The organism is Erwinia sp. BNK-24-b (assembly GCF_047456155.1).
Classification (GTDB): Bacteria; Pseudomonadota; Gammaproteobacteria; order Enterobacterales; family Enterobacteriaceae; genus Erwinia; species Erwinia phyllosphaerae.
Window position 1 is genome coordinate 3129584 of the sequence record NZ_CP179901.1, and the last position, 17728, is coordinate 3147311.

18 protein-coding genes are annotated in these 17728 nt (G+C 57.3%); 6 read left to right on the forward strand and 12 right to left on the reverse strand.

Annotated elements, in window-relative coordinates; translation table 11 throughout:
- Positions 1-111: 111 nt before the first annotated feature.
- From ACMGGR_RS14220 to ACMGGR_RS14230, 3 genes are all read left to right on the forward strand, one after another.
- Entirely contained in the window at positions 112-744 is a 633-nt protein-coding gene (locus ACMGGR_RS14220; protein ID WP_414147160.1) for a flavin reductase family protein, read from the forward strand.
- Between the two features lie 117 nt (positions 745-861).
- The gene (locus tag ACMGGR_RS14225; protein WP_414147161.1) at positions 862-1386 is read left to right on the forward strand and encodes a 5' nucleotidase, NT5C type; all 525 of its coding nucleotides are present in this window, start codon (positions 862-864) and stop codon (positions 1384-1386) included.
- A 68-nt stretch (positions 1387-1454) separates the two neighbouring features.
- Complete coding sequence (locus ACMGGR_RS14230; protein WP_414147162.1) at positions 1455-2609, forward strand: M20 aminoacylase family protein; 1155 nt, start codon at positions 1455-1457, stop codon at positions 2607-2609.
- 178 nt (positions 2610-2787) lie between these two features.
- Here the strand turns inward: ACMGGR_RS14230 and ybiB are convergent, their stop codons facing one another.
- The 4 genes from ybiB to ACMGGR_RS14250 all read right to left on the reverse strand — a co-directional run bounded on the left by ybiB (position 2788) and on the right by ACMGGR_RS14250 (position 7651).
- Positions 2788-3759 carry a DNA-binding protein YbiB gene (gene ybiB, locus ACMGGR_RS14235; protein ID WP_414147163.1) on the reverse strand — a complete coding sequence of 324 codons (972 nt, stop codon included), beginning with the start codon at positions 3757-3759 and terminating at the stop codon, positions 2788-2790.
- A 20-nt stretch (positions 3760-3779) separates the two neighbouring features.
- Entirely contained in the window at positions 3780-5936 is a 2157-nt protein-coding gene (dinG, locus tag ACMGGR_RS14240) for an ATP-dependent DNA helicase DinG (RefSeq protein ID WP_246760463.1), read from the reverse strand.
- A gap of 173 nt (positions 5937-6109) precedes the next feature.
- A complete protein-coding gene (locus ACMGGR_RS14245) occupies positions 6110-6886 on the reverse strand; it encodes a DUF3750 domain-containing protein (RefSeq protein WP_414147164.1) in 777 nt (258 codons plus the stop codon).
- Positions 6887-7132: 246 nt separating this feature from the next.
- Entirely contained in the window at positions 7133-7651 is a 519-nt protein-coding gene (locus ACMGGR_RS14250) for a GNAT family N-acetyltransferase (RefSeq protein WP_414147165.1), read from the reverse strand.
- 228 nt (positions 7652-7879) lie between these two features.
- Between ACMGGR_RS14250 and ACMGGR_RS14255 the strand changes: the two genes are divergently transcribed.
- Both ACMGGR_RS14255 and ACMGGR_RS14260 read left to right on the forward strand, forming a co-directional pair.
- On the forward strand, positions 7880-8611 hold the full coding sequence (locus ACMGGR_RS14255) for a MerR family transcriptional regulator (RefSeq protein WP_246760460.1): 732 nt from the start codon (positions 7880-7882) through the stop codon (positions 8609-8611).
- A gap of 120 nt (positions 8612-8731) precedes the next feature.
- Positions 8732-8836, forward strand: a complete 105-nt coding sequence (locus tag ACMGGR_RS14260; protein ID WP_158783236.1) for a protein YohO — start codon at positions 8732-8734, stop codon at positions 8834-8836.
- Here the strand turns inward: ACMGGR_RS14260 and ACMGGR_RS14265 are convergent.
- The 4 genes from ACMGGR_RS14265 to ACMGGR_RS14280 are packed head-to-tail and all read right to left on the reverse strand — an operon-like array spanning position 8823 to position 12555.
- Complete coding sequence (locus tag ACMGGR_RS14265) at positions 8823-9548, reverse strand: ABC transporter permease (protein ID WP_414147166.1); 726 nt, start codon at positions 9546-9548, stop codon at positions 8823-8825. The genes ACMGGR_RS14260 and ACMGGR_RS14265 overlap by 14 nt on opposite strands.
- A gap of 1 nt (position 9549) precedes the next feature.
- Complete coding sequence (locus tag ACMGGR_RS14270) at positions 9550-10482, reverse strand: ABC transporter ATP-binding protein (RefSeq protein ID WP_414147167.1); 933 nt, start codon at positions 10480-10482, stop codon at positions 9550-9552.
- Positions 10479-11633 carry an ABC transporter permease gene (locus ACMGGR_RS14275; protein ID WP_414147168.1) on the reverse strand — a complete coding sequence of 385 codons (1155 nt, stop codon included), beginning with the start codon at positions 11631-11633 and terminating at the stop codon, positions 10479-10481. Before ACMGGR_RS14275 ends, ACMGGR_RS14270 begins: the two co-directional genes overlap by 4 nt.
- 16 nt (positions 11634-11649) lie before the next feature.
- Positions 11650-12555, reverse strand: a complete 906-nt coding sequence (locus tag ACMGGR_RS14280) for an ABC transporter substrate-binding protein (protein ID WP_246760594.1) — start codon at positions 12553-12555, stop codon at positions 11650-11652.
- 182 nt (positions 12556-12737) lie between these two features.
- Between ACMGGR_RS14280 and ACMGGR_RS14285 the strand changes: the two genes are divergently transcribed.
- Positions 12738-14216, forward strand: a complete 1479-nt coding sequence (locus ACMGGR_RS14285; protein ID WP_414147169.1) for an MFS transporter — start codon at positions 12738-12740, stop codon at positions 14214-14216.
- A gap of 53 nt (positions 14217-14269) precedes the next feature.
- On the opposite strand, the gene idi is transcribed toward ACMGGR_RS14285, so the two are convergent.
- The 4 genes from idi to ACMGGR_RS14305 form a co-directional block, all read right to left on the reverse strand.
- On the reverse strand, positions 14270-14812 hold the full coding sequence (gene idi / locus ACMGGR_RS14290; RefSeq protein ID WP_246760455.1) for an isopentenyl-diphosphate Delta-isomerase: 543 nt from the start codon (positions 14810-14812) through the stop codon (positions 14270-14272).
- Positions 14813-14893: 81 nt separating this feature from the next.
- On the reverse strand, positions 14894-15991 hold the full coding sequence (locus ACMGGR_RS14295; protein ID WP_246760454.1) for a suppressor of fused domain protein: 1098 nt from the start codon (positions 15989-15991) through the stop codon (positions 14894-14896).
- A gap of 88 nt (positions 15992-16079) precedes the next feature.
- Complete coding sequence (locus ACMGGR_RS14300) at positions 16080-16952, reverse strand: oxygenase MpaB family protein (RefSeq protein ID WP_414147170.1); 873 nt, start codon at positions 16950-16952, stop codon at positions 16080-16082.
- Positions 16953-17035: 83 nt separating this feature from the next.
- A complete protein-coding gene (locus tag ACMGGR_RS14305; RefSeq protein ID WP_414147171.1) occupies positions 17036-17728 on the reverse strand; it encodes an amino acid ABC transporter permease in 693 nt (230 codons plus the stop codon).

Here is a 17728-nt window from a genome sequence, read left to right on the forward strand (position 1 = left end):
CTGCAGGCGCGTAAGATACCTGCTGCGGTAAAGATCGTAAACAATTCCCGCCTGATTTCCTGCTATCTAACGGCTAATATTAAGGATTACCCCATTCTTCAGGAGTTGTTAATGCCGCGTTCCCGCCATTCTTACCAGCCTCGCCTTGGTCACGGCCTGCCTCACGATCCGCTCAACGCCATTATTGGCCCGCGCCCGATTGGCTGGATAAGCTCGCAAAGCGCCAGCGGCGAGCGCAATCTGGCGCCCTACAGCTTTTTTAACTGCTTTAACTATAAGCCGCCAATTATCGGTTTCTCCAGTCAGGGCTGGAAAGACAGCGTGGCAAACATTGCCGAAACCGGTGAATTTGTCTGGAATCTGGCTACCCGCGAACTGGCGGTAGCGATGAACGAAAGCTCCGCTTCAGTCGCACGTGATGAAGATGAGTTTGCGCTTTCTGGCGTCACGGCTATTCCGGGTACGCAGGTTGCGGCCAGTATGGTAGCGGAAAGCCCGGTCAATTTTGAATGTAAGCTAACGCAGCTTATTCAGTTGCAGGACGCCGATGGCGGTAAGCTGGAACAATGGCTGGTGCTGGGCGAAGTGATTGCCGTTCATATCGACCAGGCTTTATTGCTCGACGGCATTTATCAGACCGCCAAAGCCAATCCCATCCTGCGCGCGGGCGGCCCCAGCGCCTATTACACCATCAGCGACGAGCAGCGCTTTGATTTAACCCGGCCGGACGCGCGCAGGTCATAGCAGGATATAACAAGCGAAGCGCCGACGCAGCGCCTCGCTTTTAAGGCAATGCCGACAACCCGGCTGGCGGTTTTTTGTTATGATGTCCGCAATCCCGATCGCAGGTATGGAGCGATAATGAAGAGAATTGCTATTGATATGGATGAGGTTATCGCCGATTTTCATCCTAAAATGGTCGCCACTTTTAATCATCATTTTTCCCTGAAGCTAACGCATAGCGAACTGAATCTGTTCAGTCTTGCCGCCGAAAAACCGGAAATGCTGCGGGAAATTTTCACGCTGGTCAGCGAAGACAGCGATTTTTTTGGCGATCTTGAGGTGATTGAGGATAGCCAGCGCGTCATTGCCGAACTGGGCAAGCGGTATGAAATTTTTATTACTACTGCGGCTATGCAGGTGCCGACCTCGTTTAACGCCAAATTCCGCTGGCTCAACACCCACTTCCCGTCGATTAAACCCAGCAATATTGTGTTCTGCGGCAACAAAAGCATTATCAATGCAGACTATATGATTGATGACAACGCTGAAAATTTTAGCGGTTTTTGCGGCGAAGGCATCCTGTATTCCGCCCCCCATAATCTTCAGGTTACCGGCTATCGGCGGGTAAAAAACTGGCAAGAAATTGAAAATTTGCTGATGTAAATGTTCTGTCTGCGCCCGGCCTGACAGCCTGGCGCGACGGCAGACGCAACGCCCGCAAAGGAGAAGACATGATCCCCGTCCCGCTGATTCAGGAAGCCACCGAGTGGCGCAGGCAGTTTCACGCGCAGCCGGAGCTGGGCTATCAGGAACATCATACTTCACGACGGGTTGCAGAACTTCTGCGCTCTTTTGGTTTACAGGTGCATACCGGTCTGGCAGGCACTGGCGTGGTCGGCACGCTGGAAAACGGCCCCGGCCCCGCAATCGGTTTTCGGGCCGATATGGATGCGCTGCCGATTACCGAACTGGGTGAGAGAGCCTGGCGCTCGACGCAACCGGGCATCATGCACGCCTGCGGCCATGACGGCCACACCGCTATCCTGCTGGCCGCCGCAAAACATCTCAGCGTTACGCGCCGTTTTAGCGGCACGCTGCATTTCGTTTTTCAGCCCGCGGAAGAAAACCTTGGCGGCGCACGCAAAATGGTGGCCGACGGCCTGTTTACGCTGTTTCCGATGGAGGCTATTTATGGGATGCACAACTGGCCCGGCCTGCCCGTCGGCCATCTGGCGGTAAACAGCGGGCCGATGATGGCTTCGCTGGACGCCTTTGAAATTACGCTGCGCGGCAAAAGCTGCCATGCCGCTATGCCGGAAAACGGGGCCGATCCTGTGGTAGCGGCGGCGCAGCTGATCCTGGCGCTGCAAACCATTCCCGCGCGGCGTTTGTCCCCGCTCTCTTCGGCGGTGGTCAGCATTACCCAGATTAACGGCGGTGAAGCTATTAATGTCATCCCGGAAAGCGTCACCCTGCGCGGTACGCTGCGCTGCTTGCAAAGCGATGTGCGCGCCAGGGTGCGCAGCATGATTAACGATTTTGTCACCACCTTCACCGCGCCGTTGGGGATTGACGGCAGCATTGATTATCTGACGGATTATCCGGTTACCTGTAATCACGCCATGGAGGCGCAGCAGGTTCGCGATTGCGCGCTGTCGCTGTTGCCTGCGGAACAGGTGCACTGGGAAATAAATCCTTCTATGGCCTCGGAAGATTTTGCCTGCATGCTGGAGGTTTGCCCCGGTGCCTATTTCTGGCTCGGCGCAGACGGCGCTTTGCCTTCCGCACCGCTGCATAATGCGCGTTACGATTTTAACGATGAACTGATTAGCGAAGGTATCGCTTTCTGGGCCGCGCTGGCGGAAAAGCTTATGCCGACCAGATAGCTTCTTCGGTCACGCCCGAGCTCTTTTTTAGATCCACCTGTAAAAAGAGTGAAGGCTGAGCGCAGGCTCAGAAAAAATTTTGCGGCGCCAGAAAACGGTTAACGAATGTACATAAAACGGCTTCCATGCCGGTTCTCGCCGCATGAAAACCCGCTATGCTATCTGCGGCCTGCAAGCATCAATAGCCCGCCTTCGCCACCTGCTCCAGCCCGCTTTCCACATCGGCCGCCCGGCCTGTAGCCACAAAACAGCAGGCCAGCTGCAGGCGCAGCGATTGCGGCACCGCGACCTCCCGGTTCAGGCAGCGTTTGATCCACTCAGCCGTTATCTCTGCGTCTTTACCCGCAGGAAGCTCATCACGACCGATGCCGCTCTCTTCCTGCCGCGTTACCAGCACTTCGGGTTCGCTACCGGCAATCAGATTAATGGCCGTGCAGCGTTGCGGACTGGCGTAGACTTCGCCTTCCGTGCCGTTCATCAGCAGCGCTCGTCCACCCACCGCGTGGAAAAACTGGCCCACGCGCGCAATATATTCCGGGTGGGAAACGCTGGAAAGCCGTAGCGCAGCGTCCTCGCCAAAGGGCGTCAGCAGCTTTGCCAGCGTATGGGCGCTGTTGCGTACGCCCATACGCCAGCGCAGCGAAAGCTGACGCGCCAGCGGCGCACAAAGCGTTTCAACCGATACAAACACCGCTTTTCCTTCTTCCAGCTGTGCCTGCGCCTGTTCTGCGCTGTCGGCTGGTTCGATGCCCAGCGCGGTAAAAATAGCCTCGCTGGTTACGCGTGTCGGATCGTCACTAACGCCATGTACCAGCACCGGAAAACCCAAAGCGGAGAGCAGCAAAGCCAGCAGCGGCGTCAGGTTAGCCTGCTTGCGCGCGCCGTTGTAGCTGGGGATCACTATTGGCATGGGCAGGCTGGCTGGCGGCTGCAGGCTGAGCACCGACTCCTGCATCGCCTGATAAAAGCCCAGCATCTCCTGCTCGCCTTCCCCTTTGATGCGTAGCGCAATAATAATCGCGCCCAGCTCCAGCTCCGGTACGTCGCCTGCCAGCGCCTGACGATAAAAATCACGGGCGCTGTCGAAATCGATATCGCGCGCGTGATTTTTTCCGCGTCCAACCTCTTTAATAATTTGCTGATAACCCATGCTTCTGCCCTGTTCGATAGTTAGCGACGACGACGTACTTTCTTCTTAACCACCGCTGTGGGAACGGCTTTTGGCAGCTCACCTTCCGGCATTGGCGGTTGCTCAATAGGAAAAACCGGCAAAGCGCCCAGCAGGCGTGCGCCATAGCTCTTGCTCAATAAGCGGCGATCGTAAATAACGATTTCGCCAAAACAGTGATGGCTGCGGATTAACCTGCCCACCTGCTGAATCAGGTTAAACGAGGCGCTCGGCAGGCTCTGAACCTCAAACGGATAGCGTCTGAGGCTTTTCAGCCATTCACCCTCGGTCAAAATAACCGGACTGTCTACCGGTGGGAAAGCAATTTTATGAATATGCACCTGCGACAGCAGTTCACCTTTTAAATCCAGCCCTTCGGCAAAAGACTGCAGGCCAACCAGCACGCTGGTTTCGCCCTGCTGAACTTTTTTGCGGTGCAGCGCCACCAGCGCCGGACGGGGTTTATCCCCCTGTACCAGCAGCATCAGCCGTAACTCAGGCAGGTAGGAAATAAACTGCTGCATCGCGCGGCCGCTGGCAAACAATACCAGCAGGCCTTTGTGCTTGCCTTCTTTGATCTGCTGACGGAAAAAGTGCGCCATTTCCGCCAGGTGTTCAACCTCGTTCGCCAGCATCGGCTCATAGCGCATCTGCGGGATGATTAACTTGCCCTGCTCGACGTGGTTAAACGGCGAATCAAGCGCAACGAAACGGTCGCCCACTTTTTCGCTTAATCCGGCCATTTCCTGCAGGCGCTGAAAGCTGTTTAGCGAGCGCAGCGTGGCGGAGGTCAGCACCACATGCGGGATTTTGCGCCACAGCAGCTTTTCCAGCTGGTCGCTGACGCGGATACCGGCACAGTGGAACAGCAGGTGCGGATTGCCTTCGCGCAGTTCACGAGTAACCCATTTGGAAACCGGCGCGCCCGAAGCCTGCTCCATTGAGGCCAGGCGCCAGAGCTTGCTGCTGGCTTCAAACCAGCTGAGCGCCCGGTTCATTTGCAGCAGGGTACGATGCAGACGTGCCACGTCAAACTGACCGGTTTTTTCCGCCAGGTCGTTCAGCAGCGCCTCTGCCAGCCCGCGCAGCCCGTCGCTGAGCTTAAACAGCCTGGCGCAAAGCGTCATCACCTCTTCCGGCAGCAGCCCCATTTCAAAACGGTATTCGCTTTCCTGCTGGCCTGGCAACAGCTGTATCAGGATATGCGACAGCTGCTGTAGCTGCTCGTGCATCTCTTCACAGTGGGCCTTAAGGCGCTCCGGGTTACTAAGGTGCGGCGGTTTTTTAGGCCGGAACTGCGCCATACACTGCTCCACCAGGCGGCAGAACAGATCGAGCTGAAGCGTGCTCCAGGCCGGGGTGATATCGCCGCTCATCTCCAGTGCGTCCCGCGCTACCTCCGGCAGGTGATGGCCTTCATCCAGCACCAGCAGCAGGTTTTTCGGCGGCGGCAGCACCGATTCCGTCTCCAGCGCGGCCATCACCAGCGCGTGGTTGGCAACCACCACGTCGGCATTTTCGATTTCGCGGCGGGCCAGGTAGAACGGACACTCGCGAAACCAGTGGCAGTTGCTGCCCAGGCAGTTGGTTTTATCCGTGCTGATGCGCTGCCAGAGCGAATCTTCAATGGTGTCTTCACAGTGATCGCGCAGGCCATCCCACTGGTGCCGATCGAGATTTTTTTGCAGCGTGCTGCACAACGCGCGCTCATCCTTGCTGGCGGTCATCTCGTCATCCAGAAACAGCAGCAGATCGCCCTGCTTCTCTTCATCACCGCCCAGCGCCGAAAGGTTGCGCGGGCAAACGTAGCGACCGCGACCAAAAGCAGCAGTAAAACGCAGATCGGGAATGATCTTTTGCAGCAGCGGCAGATCTTTACTGTAAATCTGATCCTGCAGCGCCACGTTAGCGGTACTTATCACCAGCGGCTTCTCTTCGGCACGGCTGACGGCGATACCCGGAATCAGATAAGAAAGGGTTTTCCCCACGCCGGTTGGCGCTTCGATCGCCAGATGACGGCCATCGTCGCCCGCCAGCGTTTTCGCCACTTCGGCAATCATCTGCCGCTGCGGCGCGCGGGAAATAAAATCGGGGATCTGCTGCTGGAGAGCTTTATACCAGCCGGCAATTTGCGCTTTTAACGCAGCATTTAGCGCCATAACAACCACTTTTCACCAAAACGGCCTGTATTTTTACACAGTATTTCGTCGGCGTCAGCCTTTTGCCGCAATCCTTCAGCCCGGCTCGCAATTTATCGCTTTGCAGCGGCCAGAAAGCCTCGGCCCGTCACCATCGTCATCGCTCAGCTGACCGGCCCGATAGAGAGAGGCTATCAGCCATTGTTATCCGTTGCGGTTTTACTCATCCCAAGCCTGCCGGTAAAGGGGAGACGCAACGCCGGATGCCTGAAATCGATGCCAAAGTTGAAAGCCAGCACGTTAAATTCCAGCCCTTCTTCCGCGCCCAGCGTCAGCCCCAGCACGCCCAGCAGTGAAATCTGCACCCCCTTGCCGGATGCAGGCAAACCTACAGGATTGCTCAGCGGCCGGAAATCTTTGCCAATAGCGTTAGCGGGCAGATCCAGCTTCAGCTCCGGCACTTCCCTGCCGATGTGCGCTAAAAACGTGTTGCTGTTTGGGCCAGGCCAGACGCGGTAGCTATGCGGCCACGGATAGCTTTTAATTGCCGCTTCAATACGGGGGATCATCGCCGCTGCCGCCGCGCCACGATGGTCAAGCAGCAGCCTGGGCTTCGCGCCAAACCAGTAGCCGTCGGGCAGCGCGTAATTATGGCGAATCACGTTACGGCTGCCCCAGCTCACCACTTCATATCGATTGAAATGGTCCTCGCCCGCCCTTTTATAAATAATCCACGGATGGACGGCAAAAAGCCCACGCCAGCCAAAAGTGGGCGCAACGTAAACCTGTACAATGGCGGTATCGACAAATTTTTGCGCATCGGGTGCCATCCCGGCCGAGTCGCGACGTGCCGTGGCCCAGTCCTGCCCCGTAATTGCTACGCCACTGTGGGTGGCCTTAACGTAGCTTTGCGCAAAAGAGAGCAGCAGCATACAAAGAAAACTGAGCGTGATAACTTTCAGCAGAAACATAATACCTTCGGCTACCCGCCGTCGCGGGTCTGATAAGGGTTGATAACGGGTCAGCGAGCGGGCGCTTAAGATGTGAGCAAAATCACATTACGGAAAATCGCGGCGGCATTCAATCTTTATCCACTGAATGCCATGATACGCAGGGTGTGCGCTTCAGCTATCCGCCTGGCGGAGTACGCTTCGGCTATCAGCCTGAAATAGTGCGCTTTAGCTATTGACCTGGCGGAGTACGCTTCAGCTATCCGCTTACAACAGCTTATACATTACCGTTGTCGCATCCAGCTGGTTTTCCGTCGAGCGCGCGAACGCCGGAATTTGACCGCTAACCTGCCAGTTTTGCGCCAGATAAAGCTGCTCTGCCACATCGCCGGTGCGCGTATCCAGCACCAGCAGCGTTTTGCCTTCCTGCTGCGCCAGCTGCTCTGCACGTGCCAGCAGTTCCCGTGCGATGCCCTGACGCCGGGCGACAGGATGAACCAGCAGTTTGGCAATTTCCGCGCGGTGGTTGCCGTTAGGCTTACGGCAGAACTCAACGATGACGGTGCCCACAATTCTCTGCTGCTGCCGGGCTACCAGCAGCTGTTTCTCTCCGCTGGCAAGATCCGCAATCGCGCTTTGCCAGAAGTTGGCCATAGGTTCAGGATCGTTATTGATAAAACCGACGCTGGCGCCATCACGCACGCAGGCGCTCAAAACCTCGTATAACTCATCGCTGACCTGGTTCGCCGCTTCGGCACTCAGCATTTGGTAGGCAATAGTGGTCATAGGGAAGCGATTATCCTGTAAAACGGCCTTTTCCAGCCAGTAAGTAACGGGTAAAATAAAAAGGTTGTCCAGGGCTAACAAAGCCTGCCGCAATCGGTTTTTCGGGCATGACTCAGTAAGATATACAACAGTACTGGCGCAGCGCCAAGTTGTACAAACAAATAATAGTTGTACAACAATGGAGAGTTAGTTAGGCTCAGGGAAGTCAAACAAGGTTTGAGGAAAGGCATGGCTTTATACAGTATTGGTGATGTCGCCGAACGCTGCCGCATTAACCCGGTCACGCTTCGCGCCTGGCAACGCCGCTATGGTTTACTGAAACCGCAGCGTACCGAAGGCGGTCATCGTCAGTTTGACGATGAAGATATTCAGCGCATCGAAGAGATTAAGCGCTGGATAGAGAGCGGCGTACCGGTCGGAAAAGTTAAGGCGCTGCTGGAAGGCGAAAGCCTGAACGTGCATGATGGCTGGACCGGCCTGCAGGAAGAGATGATGGCGGTATTACGCCACGTCAGACCGGCCAAGCTGCGCGCAATAGTCGCTACGGTAGGACGCGAACATCCTGCAGCAGCGCTGATTGACCACGTCTTCCTGCCTATTCGACAGCGTCTGAATCTGGATCAAAACACCGCGCGCACAATGTGCAGCCTGCTTGACGGTATCCTGATTGATTATGTGACCTTCTGTCTGGCCAGCTGCCGCAAAAAAGCCGGTAAAGAAGCGCTGATTGTCGGCTGGGGTACGGAAGACCGCACCCGCATCTGGCTGGAAGCCTGGCGTCTCAGTCAGCAAGGCTGGCGCATGGACGTGCTGGCAGAACCGCTGGAGTTGCCAAGGCCGGAGCTGTTTCCGGGCCAGCAGCTGTTTATTTTTACCGGAAAACCGCTGACTCGCCGCCAGCAGGAACAGATGACCCACTGGCAGGAACAGGGTTACGCAATTACCCATCTGGTCAGCTAATTTTATTGCCGTGCAGCGCCGGTCGCTGCTTCCTGCGCGATTAAAACCCACAAAAACTTAACGTCCGCCGAACAAAAGCGATATACTTTGCTCTCTTTTTTACGGCAGGCGGACAACGGCATGAACTGGCAGAAAATTGGCGTAATTTGTATCTTTCTGATGATGGCGTTAGGCGGCATCGGCGGCGTGATGCTCACCGGCTATACCATTCTTATCCGTTCTTAAACAGCCGCAGCAGGCGCTCAAAAAGCCGATCCGTTACGATGGCCAGCAGCGCCACCAGGCTTGCGCCCTGAATGATATAAGCCGTATTGAAACCGCTTAGCCCGATAATAACCGGCGAACCCAGCGTATTAGCGCCCACCGTTGAGGCAATGGTGGCGGTGCCGATATTAATAATCACCGATGTACGTACGCCAGCTAAAATAACGGGCGCGGCCAGCGGCAGCTCTACTTTGTACAGGATCTGGCGTGGCGTCATGCCTACGCCCTGAGCGACCTCGCGCAGGCTTTGCGATACGGCATCAATACCCGCCAGCGTTCCTTGCAGAACAGGCAATAAACCATACAAAACCAGCGCCACCAGCGCAGGCTGCTCGCCAAAACCGATAACCGGCACGGCCAGCGCCAGCACCGCAACGGGCGGAAAAGTCTGCCCCGCCGCCACCAGCGTTTCCACTACCGAACGAAACTCTCTTCCCGCCGGGCGCGTCACTGCAATCCCCGCCCCCGTGCCGATAACAACGGCAATAAGGCTGGAAATCAGCACCAGCTCGGCGTGCGCCACCGCCAGACGGATAAAGCTCTCCTGCTGATAAAGCGGCCGCGACAGATCGGGAAACCAGCCAGCAAAAAGCGCACCGCTGTAGGGCATTAACAGCAGCAGCGCGATAAACAGCAAAATCAGCCAGATAAGCGGGTCGCGTAGCCAACGCATCTCAGCTCCTTTTTTGCCGCAGCAGATCGGCAAAGTGCAGCACGCCAAGCGGCCGCTGCTGTCCATCGCGTACGGGTAACTTGTCGGTGCCGCGTGCGATAAACACCGATAGCGCCTCCCGAAGCGTCATGCTTTCTACAATGGCATCTTCTTCCAGCCACTCCCCGCGCCTGGCCGCCTGGCCGGCAGAAGCCTGCGACAGTAGCCGAATCCCCCACTCGCTCTGCCCGAAAAACTGCCGGACAAACTCGCTGGCGGGTTTTGTTAACAGTTCGACTGGCGTACCTTGCTGAACAACCTCGCCTTTATCCATTAATACCAGCCTGTCAGCCAGGGCCAGCGCTTCATCAATATCATGCGTCACCAGCACAATAGTTTTGCCGGAAAGCTGATGAATGCGGGCAATCTCCTGCTGTAGCGTGGCGCGCGTCACCGGATCGAGCGCGCCGAAGGGTTCATCCATCAGCAGCACCTCCGGATCGGCAGCCAGCGCGCGCGCTACGCCGACGCGCTGCTGCTGACCGCCGGAAAGCTGGTGCGGATAACGCTGGCGAAAGCTTTCATCCATGTTCAGCAAGGCCAACAGTTCACTCACCCGCTGCGCAATTTGCGGTTTTGACCAGCCGAGCAGCGTCGGCACCGTGGCAATATTTTTTTCTACCGTCCAGTGCGGAAACAGGCCGGTCGACTGGATGGCATAGCCCATACGGCGGCGCAGCGCCTGCGGGTTAAAGCGGCGGATCTCTTCGCCAGCAAATTGAATAGTGCCAGCATCGTGCTCAACAAGCCGGTTAATCATTTTCAGGGTGGTAGATTTGCCGCAGCCGGAGGTGCCAATCAGCACCGTGAATTCACCTTTGGCGATGTTCAGCGTCAGGTTGCTGACCGCCGCTTTGCCTGCAAACTGCTTGCTTACCGCGTTAAAATCGATCACTGACGTTTGGCCTCGGTTATGGAGATCAGAAGCTTAAATAAGGTATCGGCGATGACCGCCAGCGCAATGACCGGGATAACGCCCAGCATCACCAGATCCAGCGCGCTGCTAAGCAGCCCCTGAAAAATAATCGCGCCAAAGCCGCCTGCGCCAATCAGCGCGGCAATCACCGTCATGCCAATGGTCTGGATAGTGGTAACGCGCAGTCCGGCCAGCAGCACCGGCAAAGCCAACGGCACCTCCACCTGCCAGAAAATTTGTCCACTCTTCATCCCCATTCCTCGCGCCGTTTCCATCACCGCTTCCGGCACGTTTTGTAGCCCGGCGACAATACTGCGCACCAGCGGCAGAAGCGCATACAGCACCAGCGCAATCAGAGCGGGCGCGATACCGATACCGCTAATGCCTATTGAGGATAACGCGGGAAAAGCACGCGCCAGACCGCTGAGCGGTGCCATCAGCAAACCAAACAGCGCTACTGACGGGACGGTTTGAATAATATTCAGCGTAGAAAAAACCGCAGGCTGTAAAGCGGGACGGCGATAGCAATACCAGCCAAGGGGAATACCCACCAGCAGGGCCGGAACCAGCGTGCCGCTCAGGATCAGTAAATGCCGTGATAGCGCCTGATCGAAGACGTCGCGGCGGTTGGCGTACTCTTTCAGCAGCGACAGCGCGTCCAGTTGACCGCTCGCTAATAAAACGATGACCGGCAACCAAATCTGCCCGTTCAGCAGTAGCCGCCACAGCAGACCAGGCGTCAGGCGGCTGACGGCATCGGCCGCGATCAGTAAGGCGAGCGCGGCGGCCAGCCAGAAACCGCTGCCGTAAGAGGCCCTGGCCAGCGGACTACCGTGCTGTGCCAGCGCGGCCGCCGCCATGCCGCCAGCGGCGACCAGCGCCACCAGCAAAGCCTCGCTACAGAGTAAGATAAGTATCAAAGTGAGGCGCTTTTGCGGGACAAAAGCTAACGCCAGCAGCAGCAGTGCGGGAAGCAGCAGCCACATACCTTTTGCTATTTGCGGCAAGGCGAGCGGCTGGCCGGAAACCAGCCGATTAGGTGCCCAGTTAAGAAAAGGCAGCAGCAACAGCGCCGCCGTTAGCAGCAAAGCCAACAGCAGCGTCACGCGATTGTGAATACCCATAGCCATGGTTAACGCTGCACGGCTAGAATTTTTTCTGCTGCAGATAATCGGCAGCTACCTGTTTCGCATCCATCCCTTCCACCGCGATTTTGGCGTTCAGCTGCTGCAAGGTTTGTTCGCTCAGCGAGGCAAAAACCGGCTGTAGCCAGTCGCCGATCTGCGGATAAGCTTTCAGCACGGCCTCGCGGATCACAGGCACCGGTGCATAAACAGGCTGCACACCTTTGGGATCGCCCAGCGTTTGCAGCCCCAGCGCTGCAACCGGGCCATCCGTGCCGTAGGCCATAGCGGCGTTAACGCCGGAGGTTTGCTGCGCGGCAGCTTTCAGCGTGACCGCCGTATCGCCTCCGGCCAGCGACAGCAGCTGCTCCTGGTTAAGCTTAAAGTCATAGGCGCGCTCGAAAGCGGGCAGCGCGTCCGGACGCTCGATAAACTCTGCCGACGCGGCCAGCTTAAATGTGCCGCCCTTTTTCAGATAGGCGCTAAGGTCAGCCAGCGTCGCCAGCTGGTTTTTCTGCGCCAGATCGCCGCGTACCGCAATAGTCCAGGTATTGTTGGCGGGCGAAGGCGTCAGCCAGATCAGATGATTCTTTTCCGCATCCAGCTTTTTCACCCGCTGATAGCCAGCCTGCGCGTTTTTCCAGGCCGGGTTTTTCTCATCGTGAAAAAAGAAGGCGCCGTTGCCGGTATATTCCGGATAGATATCCAGTTCGCCCGCCGTAATCGCGCCTCTGACAACCTGTGTGTTGCCCAGCTGGATTTTGTTAATGGTTTTCACGCCGTGCTTATCCAGCACCTGCAAAATGATATTGCCCAGCAACGACCCTTCCGTATCAATTTTTGAGCCGACTTTTACCGGCTCGGCCGCCTGCGCGCTGCTGCCCAGCCCCAGCAAAACTACCAGCGCCAGCGCGCTGCCCAAACCCATACCCTTTGCCATTTTTTGTTCCTTATTAGCAGGTCAGCTTCAAGAGTAGCCCATTAATTAACCACTTAAAACCCATTGTTAACAGTGATTCTTTTAGTTTTAACTTATAACCAGCCGGAATTTAACTTCGCCAGCTCGCGGAGTATGCTCACGTATTATTGCTATAAAAAGAACATAACATCATGACTGACTTAGCTTCTTCGGCGCATGTCGCCACGGCAGGGAATGAACCGGGCGGTGAGGTTTTGACTATCCGTCACGCGGCAGATGTCTCACGGCTGGTGAATAACAGCACGCAGGCGCGGAGCAATGCCCATATCGTGATTGCGATTGCGCTGGGCGGCGTTTTTCTGGACGCCTACGACCTTGGCGCGCTGGCCTTCGGCATGAAAGATGTTACGCGGGAATTTTCGCTGACGCCTGCGGGCGCGGGCATGGTCGCTTCGGCTATCGCTTTCGGCGCTATCGTCGGCGCGCTGACTGGTGGCTACCTCACCGATAAAATTGGCCGCTACCGCGTTTTTATGGCCGATATGTTTTTCTTTGTGGTCGCCGCGCTGGCCTGCGCTTTTGCCCCAAACGAATATGTCTTAGCCGGGGCGCGCTTTGTGATGGGGCTGGGCGTCGGCATCGACCTCCCCGTGGCGATGGCCTTCCTGGCCGAATTTTCAAAGCTTAAAGGACGAGGCAACAAGGCCGCCAGCATCGCCATGTGGTGTCCGACCTGGTATGCCGCCATCTCCATTTCTTACTTACTGGTGCTGTTTTTCTATTCCGTGCTGCCGGAAGCGCACGCGGGCTGGCTGTGGCGGATCATTCTTGGCTTTGGTGCCGTCCCCGCGCTGTTGATTATTGCCATTCGCAGCCGCTATATGAGCGAGTCGCCGGTCTGGGCCGCTAACCAGGGCGATTTAAAAAGCGCCGCCGCTATCCTGCGTCACTCCTATGGCATCAATGCCGTGGTCGCCAAAGAGGCTGAACTGGCTCCCGCGACGCCGGTTCGCCGGGCCGGCTGGCGCAACTACGGCGAGCTGTTTAAAGGCGTCTATCTGCGCCGTACTTTGCTTGCCGCCGTGACCGCTGTTGCTTCCGCCTTTGCCTATAACGCCGTCGCCTTCGGGCTGCCGGTGATTATTTCCAGCTTTCTGGCGCAGTCAATGCTGACCACCATTCTGGTGTCGCTGGCTTTGAATTTGCTGTTTGCCTTTGTCGGCGGGCTACTGGCGGTGCGCCTGGTGCCGCGTTTCGGCGCGTGGAAGATGACGGTGGCGGGCTATAGCTGTCAGTTTGCGGCGCTGCTCGGCCTGGCGCTAATTGGCAGGCCGGACGACGGCGCGCAGGCGGCAGTTGCCATTGCCATGCTGGCGCTGTTTCTGCTGGGTCAGGGCTTCGGCCCCGGCTCGCATACCATGACCTTTGCTTCGCTGAGCTATCCAACTTCGCTGCGCGGCGTGGGCGTAGGGATGAACCAGACGCTGATGCGCGGTAGCTCTACGCTGTCGCTGTTTCTGTTTCCCCTGCTGTCGGCGGCGCTGGGCACCAACGTCTTCTGGGTTATCGGTCTTGCGCCGCTGGCCGGGTTACTGGCGCTGCTGCTCGTGCGCTGGGAGCCGTCGGGTTACGATGTGGATGCCGAAGATTTTACCGTGCGCCCTCGCTAAAACAGGCCGCCTGTAACGCCTTGCCGTAATCGGTCAGTTAACCGGCTGGAGGGCTAGCCCGCCAGCGTGGCGGTGGTAAAGCGAGCCAGCTCTGTGGGAATACGCGCGAACGTATGCAGAAACCATGGCGTAAAGCGCTCGGGATGCGCCGTCATCTCCTGCCGGATCTCCGCCAGCGAAGCGTAGCGCCAGCTTTCTGCTTCCTGCGGATTGGGCTGCGGCAGCTCGTCGCTTAAGGCGAACCAGACATGGCCATACTCATGCTCAATCAGCCCGTTCGACAGCGGTAAACGGTAGCTCAGTTCAAACACAGGTTCGAGACTCAGCTTTAGCCCCATCTCTTCGTGCAGACGTCGTTCGGCAGCGTGGCGCGTAGACTCCTGCGGATAAGGATGGCCGCAGGTGGTATTACTCCACAGCCCGCCACAATGATATTTATCGCTGGCGCGCTGCTGCAACAGCAGCTGGTGGCGGGAGTTAAATACGTAGACGGTGACCGCGCGGTGAAGTAATCCTTTTTGATGGACTTCCAGCTTTTCCATGGTGCCGACGGCGCGGTCCTGGCTATCGACCAGGATAACTTCAATTGCAGACATGCCTACCTCTTCAGAATTTCCTCAGATAATTGTGGCACATCTGCAGCCCTGGCGGCTGGGTAAAATCGTGCGGAAGTATGATTACTTAACCGGCTCCACCAGCTGCGGCCTTGGTCGGAAGATGTGGTCGTGGCCGGATTCGGTCAGGCGCTCAACCAGTTCAAAACCGCCGCGCGCTTCTTTCTCGGCAAACTCCTGTTCGGCAGCCGTGACCGGCGTTGCCCATAGCAAACTGACTTTTTCCCCTTCCCGCTGCGGTAGCGTAAAGCGCTCGCCTAATTCGGCAGAAAGCAAAAAGCCTTCAAAGCCAACGGGTGCCACGGCGGAAGAAAGCGTATGCCCTTCACCAAGCCAGCTCAGGCGCGCCCACGGGAAATGGGCAAAGTTCGCCAGCGCGCTGGCCATCTGCACCGCGTTCTCTTCACTCATCACTTCGGCATCAATTGCCATCGCCAGCTCGGTACGGCGATGATGCGTGGCGTCCTCATAGAGAAAATCTACCCACGGCATAGGGCGAATGCACATGCCCAGCGTCAGGAAATACCAGCTTCCCTGATGGTAATGCTGGGAAATCGCCATCGGCGGCCAGTTGCCCTGATCGATAGAGTAGTACTTCAGCGAGTCGCCATACTGCGCTTCATAACAGCGCAGCATGTCGCGCTGAACGGGTTCCCACAGGTGGCCGTCGTGCCAGTCACGCCAGAAGTGCCGATCTTTTACCGCCTGCTCATAGTAAGCATTGGTAGAAGCGGAGCCGAGCGGCGCGGTCAGTCGATTCTCTTTAATACAGCCGGCCGAAAAGCTGACCTGCTTGTCCTGATAAAGGCTCCAGCCTGGGATCACCGCCAGCAGCTGCCCCTGATACCAGAGCGCGGCACCGTCGTCGCCGGGCGTCCAGACAACCTGCAAACCTGCGGGTTGCAGTATGGGTTCCGCTTCCAGCGTGCGGCAATATTCTGCGCTAAGCAGCGGCGGCACGCCTTGCGCCATGGCATCCAGGTCTTCCTGGGCGGGCGCGGGCAGCAGATTTCTCAGCCAGCAGCCGCGTACGGCAAACTTGCCGCGAAAAGGCTCGGTGGGACGGAGATAGAAATAGGCGGTGCGCTCATCCTGCTCAACCGTGGCAATAAGCGTTTGTTGCTGATTAAAGACTTCAGCCAGCCGGTATGTTTGTGTCATAGCGCCTCGACAAGAGTTCTGGGTCATCCTCACCCGGAGAATAGAGCAGGATGCCCGCGCGCGCCATGTTACGGCAAGGGTAATAATCTCAAATTTCGCGCCCCATGCGCTTCATCGCCCGATAATAGCCACCGCGCCGTACGCACCAGCGCAGCCCCGCCGCGAGCCATTTCATGCGCCGCCGGATCGCCCTTTGCCGCCAGCCGGAAAAGCGAAAGCCAAACTGCTGCTGCGCCCACTCCGGCAGCAGCTCAATGCCCGCCATCATCATCGTGTGCATAGCCGGTCGCGCCTGCCAGCTGGGCGCAGGCGTATTCAGCAAAATCGCGAGCACTTCTTTCGTTCGTTGATCACAGCGCAGCTGCGGCCGCATCGCCGTCAGGTAAGCTTCCACCTCCTGCACCGTTTTTGGCACCTGAGCTGCGCCCAGCGCTTCGGCTACCACGGCCGCTTCAGCATAGTAACGGTCTCTGTCCTGCAGGCTCAGATGCGGATTTTTATAGCGCAGATGGGCGGCCAGAAAACGGCTGGTTTCCGCCACGTGAACCCAGGTTAACAAAGCCGGATCGCTGGCGGCATAGGCGTTGCCCTGCCCGTCAACGCCGGAAACCCGCAGGTGAATGCGTTTTACGCGCTCAATCAGCGTATGTGCGTCCGCCGTATTGCCGAAGGTGGTAACGGCGATAAACTGGCTGGTGCGCCGCAGCCTGCCCAGCATATCGTCGCGAAAGGTGGAGTGATCCCAGACGCCCGCCAGCGCCTGAGGATGCAGCATTTGCATCAGCAACGCCGAGATACCGCCGCACAGCATTGAAGAGAAGTCGCCGTGTACCTGCCAGATGGCGCTGTCCGGCCCATAAAGTCCCGGATCGCCCGGCGGCTGGCTGAGGTCAAAATCGTTCATCGCCAGACCGTTAAGGCGAAAAACCTGCTGCTGAATTCTGTCTCTGACTGAAAGCATAATTCTCCGCTAATAAAAAAGGCCGGAAGCGTAACATCGGCTTCCGACCTGTATTTCACTGCTCCAGAGCCAGCTTAACAGCTTTAGGTACGCACGCGCAGCGCCGCCTCGATCTTATCGGCAAGCTTGGTCACCGCCCAGGCGATAACCATATAGAACACCACCGCCACGGCGAAAGCTTCGAGGTAATAGAAGTTCAGCGCGGCGGTAAGCTGGGCCTGGGCAAAAATATCGACGACTTCAATAGCAAAGGCCAGCGACAGCGCTTTCATGATCACCATAAACGAGTTCGCGAGGTCTGGAATAGCCGACACGATAATCTGCGGAAACAGTACGCGGCGGAACAGCTGAGCGTTACTGTAGCCCAGCGAGTATGCCGCCTCTGCCTGACCCGCATCAAAGGCGTTCAGCGCGCCCTTGACCACTTCCGCCTGGAACGCCGCCACGCAGGCCGTCAGCGCCACGATAATAATGACCCAGTTAGGCAGCGAGTGGGCGTTAAAAGGGAGGCCAAACAGCGAGGCCACAAAGTGCAGCGCTGGCGGTAAACCGTAGTAGGCCAGAAAAATGACCACCACCATTGGTACACCCTTAAAAGCAATTTTATAGGTGACCACCAGCTGGCGCAGCAGCGGGATCTTTTTATGCTCAACCAGCGCAAACAGGCCGCCAAGCAGCGTCGAGAAAATAAAGATGGTCAGCGCCATCGCCAGCGTAACGGGCACCGCATCCAGAATGCTCCAGAAATCCGGCAGCAGCAGGTCCATTTCAAACAT